The organism is Desulfosarcina sp. (assembly GCF_046496365.1).
Taxonomy (GTDB): Bacteria; Desulfobacterota; Desulfobacteria; order Desulfobacterales; family Desulfosarcinaceae; genus Desulfosarcina.
The window spans coordinates 1-4093 of sequence record NZ_JAWOHB010000101.1 but is presented as its reverse complement, the minus strand read 5'-3'; the positions used below and the strand labels follow the sequence as shown (position 1 = coordinate 4093).

Genomic DNA, 4093 nt, shown 5'->3' with positions numbered 1-4093 from the left:
CGGTGAACCGAAAGTTTTATATTTTACCTGCAATTATCTGCGGATTTCTTCTGCAGCATGGTCTCCAAGGATGGTGCCCTCCGGTGGAAATCTTCCGGCGGTTGGGTGTCCGTACAACGGAAGAAATCGATGGCGAACGTTATGCGCTGAAACTTATCCGCGGGGACTTCAAAGACGTGCAGCAATCCTTGGAATCCGGTGGGGCGCAAGCCGAGGCTATTTTGAGAGCAATGGGGCCTCATGAAGGCGTTCAGGATCGCAAGGCCATAAAAGGCAAGATCTAACCTGCCACTGCCCTATACGGATGATCTCGAAACGATTCCGACCGGGAGTCGCCATCTTTGCCGGAACAATTATTTTTATGTACCTGTCATCCACGCTCTATCACTTTCTGCCGGAGAACAGGGCCAAAACGTGCGCTTCGGGTGCTTGACCACATAGCGATTTTCTTCCTCATCGCAGGTACATATACGTTTACGATGGGCGTTCTCACCTGGGCGGCCGCCGGCGAGGGGCGCATGGATGCGGTCTTCGCCCTGCTGTGCGGACTGGCGGGCACGGCCCTTTTCGCCCAGTTGCACGAGACGCTGATCCCCGTTTTATACGACCCTACCAACGTGGGGCAGATCATCCTGACGGACCTGTTGGGCAATTATGCAGCAGCCGTCGCGGTGTTGGGCATCGGTTTCGGCTTGTGTACCTGGGGCATCGGAAAGCTGTGGGGATCGGGCGGACCGATCGTTGCCTTCGAAGGGGGGCGCGATTCGGAAACATCACCGGGTAACGCCGAAAACGGCTGAGTAAAGGAGGCACCATGCAAGCTACTATTAGCGATTTGATCGGTTACGCCATCAGAGCCACGGATGGTGATCTGGGAAAAGTGGACGAATTCTACTTCGATGACCAAACTTGGACGATCCGCTATGTCGTCGTAGAAACCGGCAATTGGTTGTCCGGCCGAAAGGTGCTCATTGCTCTTGCAGCCTTCGGAAAACCAGAACCTGAGTCGCGTATGTTTTCGGTGAACCTTACCCGTACCCAAGTGCGCAACAGCCCAAATATCGAAACGCAAAAGCCTGTATATCGTCAGCATGAAATAGCGCTACATGAGTACTATCAGTGGCCTTGGCGAGGTGGTTACGGCGGTACTTTCGGGACAACCCCGTTACCCCTTTCTGCCGACGAAGCGCTTTTGGATCAGGAAGACTCAGCGTCAGGAAGTCGGGATGATCCGTATTTGCGCAGCACACGGCAAGTTACCGGCTACCATATTCATGCCACCGACGGCGAAATTGGTCATGTGGAAGATTTTATGGTCGACGATGAAAATTGGGCGATTCGCTTCCTGGTGGCAGATACCCGCAACTGGCTGCCGGGGAAAAAAGTTATTCTATCACCCCGATGGATCAATCGTGTGCAATGGGCCGATTCCCTTGTTTACTTTGACCTTACGCGGGGGTCAGTGGAAAAAAGTCTCGAGTTCAATCCTTCTAAACCCATCAGCCGGGATTACGAAGCGTTTCTTTTAGACCACTTTGGTCAGAGTATGCAGAAAAAGAATGATCGGGATAGATGACGAATCGTCCTGCGGACGGTCTCGCGCGACCGGATAGAACGCGTATTCGCCGATCCGGCTGGAGGTCAATCCCCACCTGCCGTACGGCACCGACGGAACGTTGGTGGAAGCGCACCGGTTGTGGGACCGGCTCAATGCCTTCATCAAGGTCCCGGTTACGGCTTGTGTACCTGGTTCATCGGGAAGCTGTGGGAATCGGGCGGACCGATCGTTGCCTTCGAAGGGGGACCCGATTCGGGAACATCACCGGGCAACACCGATCAAACCCAAAGCAGAGGCAGTCCCAAGGCGAAGAGATCGCCAACAGTATCAGCCCGGCATAGGGTTGGTCGGCGCGCTCATCGAACTGCCATTTCTCATCATTCATGCGGTGCGCCATGGGAATGCCGGATTCATTATGAAGGAAAAACAGAATATGCATCAGGAGCATGGACATCATCGCCAGGATCAAACACTTCACCCGGATAAACCGGCAGAGGAAAATGTCCTCAAAGATCCGGTCTGTGACATGCGCGTCGACAAGGATACCCCCTTTCATACCGAGCAGGGGGGAGAGAAAATCTATTTCTGCAGCGAAAATTGCCTGAAAAAATTCCAGAAAAATCCCTCGGCGTACCAAGCAAAACATGAACATCCTGCCATGGGTGATCAACCGAAATTCCAGGCTCCTCGCAAAAAGACTGATCTTTACACCTGTCCCATGCACCCGGAAGTAAAGCAGGCCGGGCCGGGCAGCTGCCCGAAATGCGGTATGGCCCTGGAGGCTGAAACCCGGGCGGCTCCTGCCGGCACACAATGGACCTGTCCCATGCACCCGGAGATTTTGCAGGACCAGCCCGGCAGTTGCCCGAAATGCGGCATGGCCCTGGAACCAAAGGGTGAGGAGGGTCAGGAGGAAGAAAACCCCGAACTGGCCGACATGCGCCGCCGATTCTGGGTCAGCCTGGTTCTTACGCTTCCGGTTTTTATTTTGGCCATGAGCGACATGATTCCCGGCAACCCACTGGCTGGGATGGTCTCGCAAAATCTCCTTGTCTGGATCGAACTGTTGTTGGCGACACCGGTCGTGTTCTGGGGTGGCTGGCCATTTCTGGTGCGGGGATGGCAGTCTGTCGTATCCTGGAATCTCAATATGTTCACCCTGATTGGATTGGGTGTGTCGGTTGCTTACATCTACAGCCTGATTGCGGCAATCTTCCCTGACCTATTCCCGGCCTCCTTCAGGGGAAAAGAGGGCACGGTGGCTGTCTATTTTGAAGCGGCGGCCGTCATCACCACCCTGATTCTGCTGGGCCAGATGCTGGAATTGAAAGCCCGCGGCCAGACCAGCTCGGCCATCAAGGCGCTGCTGGGACTGGCTCCTATAACCGCCCGAATAATTCGAGATGACGGCGCTGAAGAGGATATTTCACTCGACCATGTGCAGCCCGGCAATATGCTGCGGGTTCGACCGGGCGAGAAAGTGCCGGTCGATGGCATCGTTGTGGAAGGCAAAAGTGCGATCGACGAGTCAATGGTCACCGGCGAGTCCATACCGGTTGAGAAAAATCAGGGCGACAAATTGATCGGGGCTACGGTCAATGGCACGGGAACACTGATCATGGAAGCCAAACGGGTCGGGGCCGAGACCCTGCTGGCGCAAATCGTCCACCTGGTGTCCGAAGCCCAGCGCAGCCGTGCCCCCATCCAGAAAGTGGCCGATGTGGTGGCCGGATATTTTGTGCCGGCAGTTGTCGGTTCCGCCGTGATTACTTTTATTGTGTGGAGTTTGTTCGGTCCTGACCCGAAAATGGCCCATGCGTTGATCAATGCGGTGGCCGTACTCATTATTGCCTGCCCCTGCGCCCTTGGTCTGGCCACTCCCATGTCGATCATGGTGGCCACCGGCAAGGGCGCCTCCATGGGGATCCTGTTCAGAAATGCCGAGGCCATCGAAGTCATGCGGAAAATCGACACCCTGGTCGTGGATAAAACCGGAACGCTCACCGAAGGCAAGCCCAGGGTCGTTGCCGTCAGCACCGTTGCTGGCGGCGATGAGGCGGAGATGCTGCGTCTGGCCGCCAGTCTCGAGAAAGGCAGCGAACACCCCTTGGCGGCGGCCATCGTTAATGGCGCCTCAGAAAAAGGGCTCGACCTGGTCGAAGCCGCCGATTTTGAATCGGTGACCGGCAAAGGTGTCAAAGGCAGCGTGGACGGCCAACCGGTCGTCTTCGGTAATATCAAACTTTTTGAGGAATTGAAGATCGATGTGCAGGAACTGGCCCCCAAAGCCGAAGCCATGCGCAAGGATGGCCAGACCGTCATGTTTGTCGGCGTCGGCGGGAAGCTCGCCGGTCTGATAGGCGTGGCGGACCCGATCAAGGAAACCACCGCCGAGGCGATCAGACTGCTACATCAGGACAATATCCGCATTGTCATGTTGACCGGCGACAGCAAGACCACGGCCCAGGCGGTGGCCGCCAAACTCGATCTGGATGAGGTGGTGGCCGACGTCCTGCCGGGCCAGAAAGCCGAGGC

General features: G+C 56.1%; 4 protein-coding genes. All 4 read left to right on the top strand.

Going from position 1 to position 4093, the window contains the following annotated elements; translation table 11 throughout:
• Window positions 1–284 (top strand): hypothetical protein (locus tag R6V78_RS08120; protein WP_410288840.1); only part of this gene is annotated, 284 nt, incomplete at its 5' end.
• 195 nt (window positions 285–479) lie between these two features.
• The gene (locus tag R6V78_RS08115) at window positions 480–800 is read left to right on the top strand and encodes a hypothetical protein (protein ID WP_410288839.1); all 321 of its coding nucleotides are present in this window, start codon (window positions 480–482) and stop codon (window positions 798–800) included.
• Between the two features lie 14 nt (window positions 801–814).
• The gene (locus tag R6V78_RS08110; RefSeq protein WP_410288838.1) at window positions 815–1576 is read left to right on the top strand and encodes a PRC-barrel domain-containing protein; all 762 of its coding nucleotides are present in this window, start codon (window positions 815–817) and stop codon (window positions 1574–1576) included.
• Window positions 1577–1991: 415 nt separating this feature from the next.
• The coding region (locus R6V78_RS08105) for a heavy metal translocating P-type ATPase (protein WP_410288837.1) at window positions 1992–4093 on the top strand (2102 nt) is incomplete at its 3' end.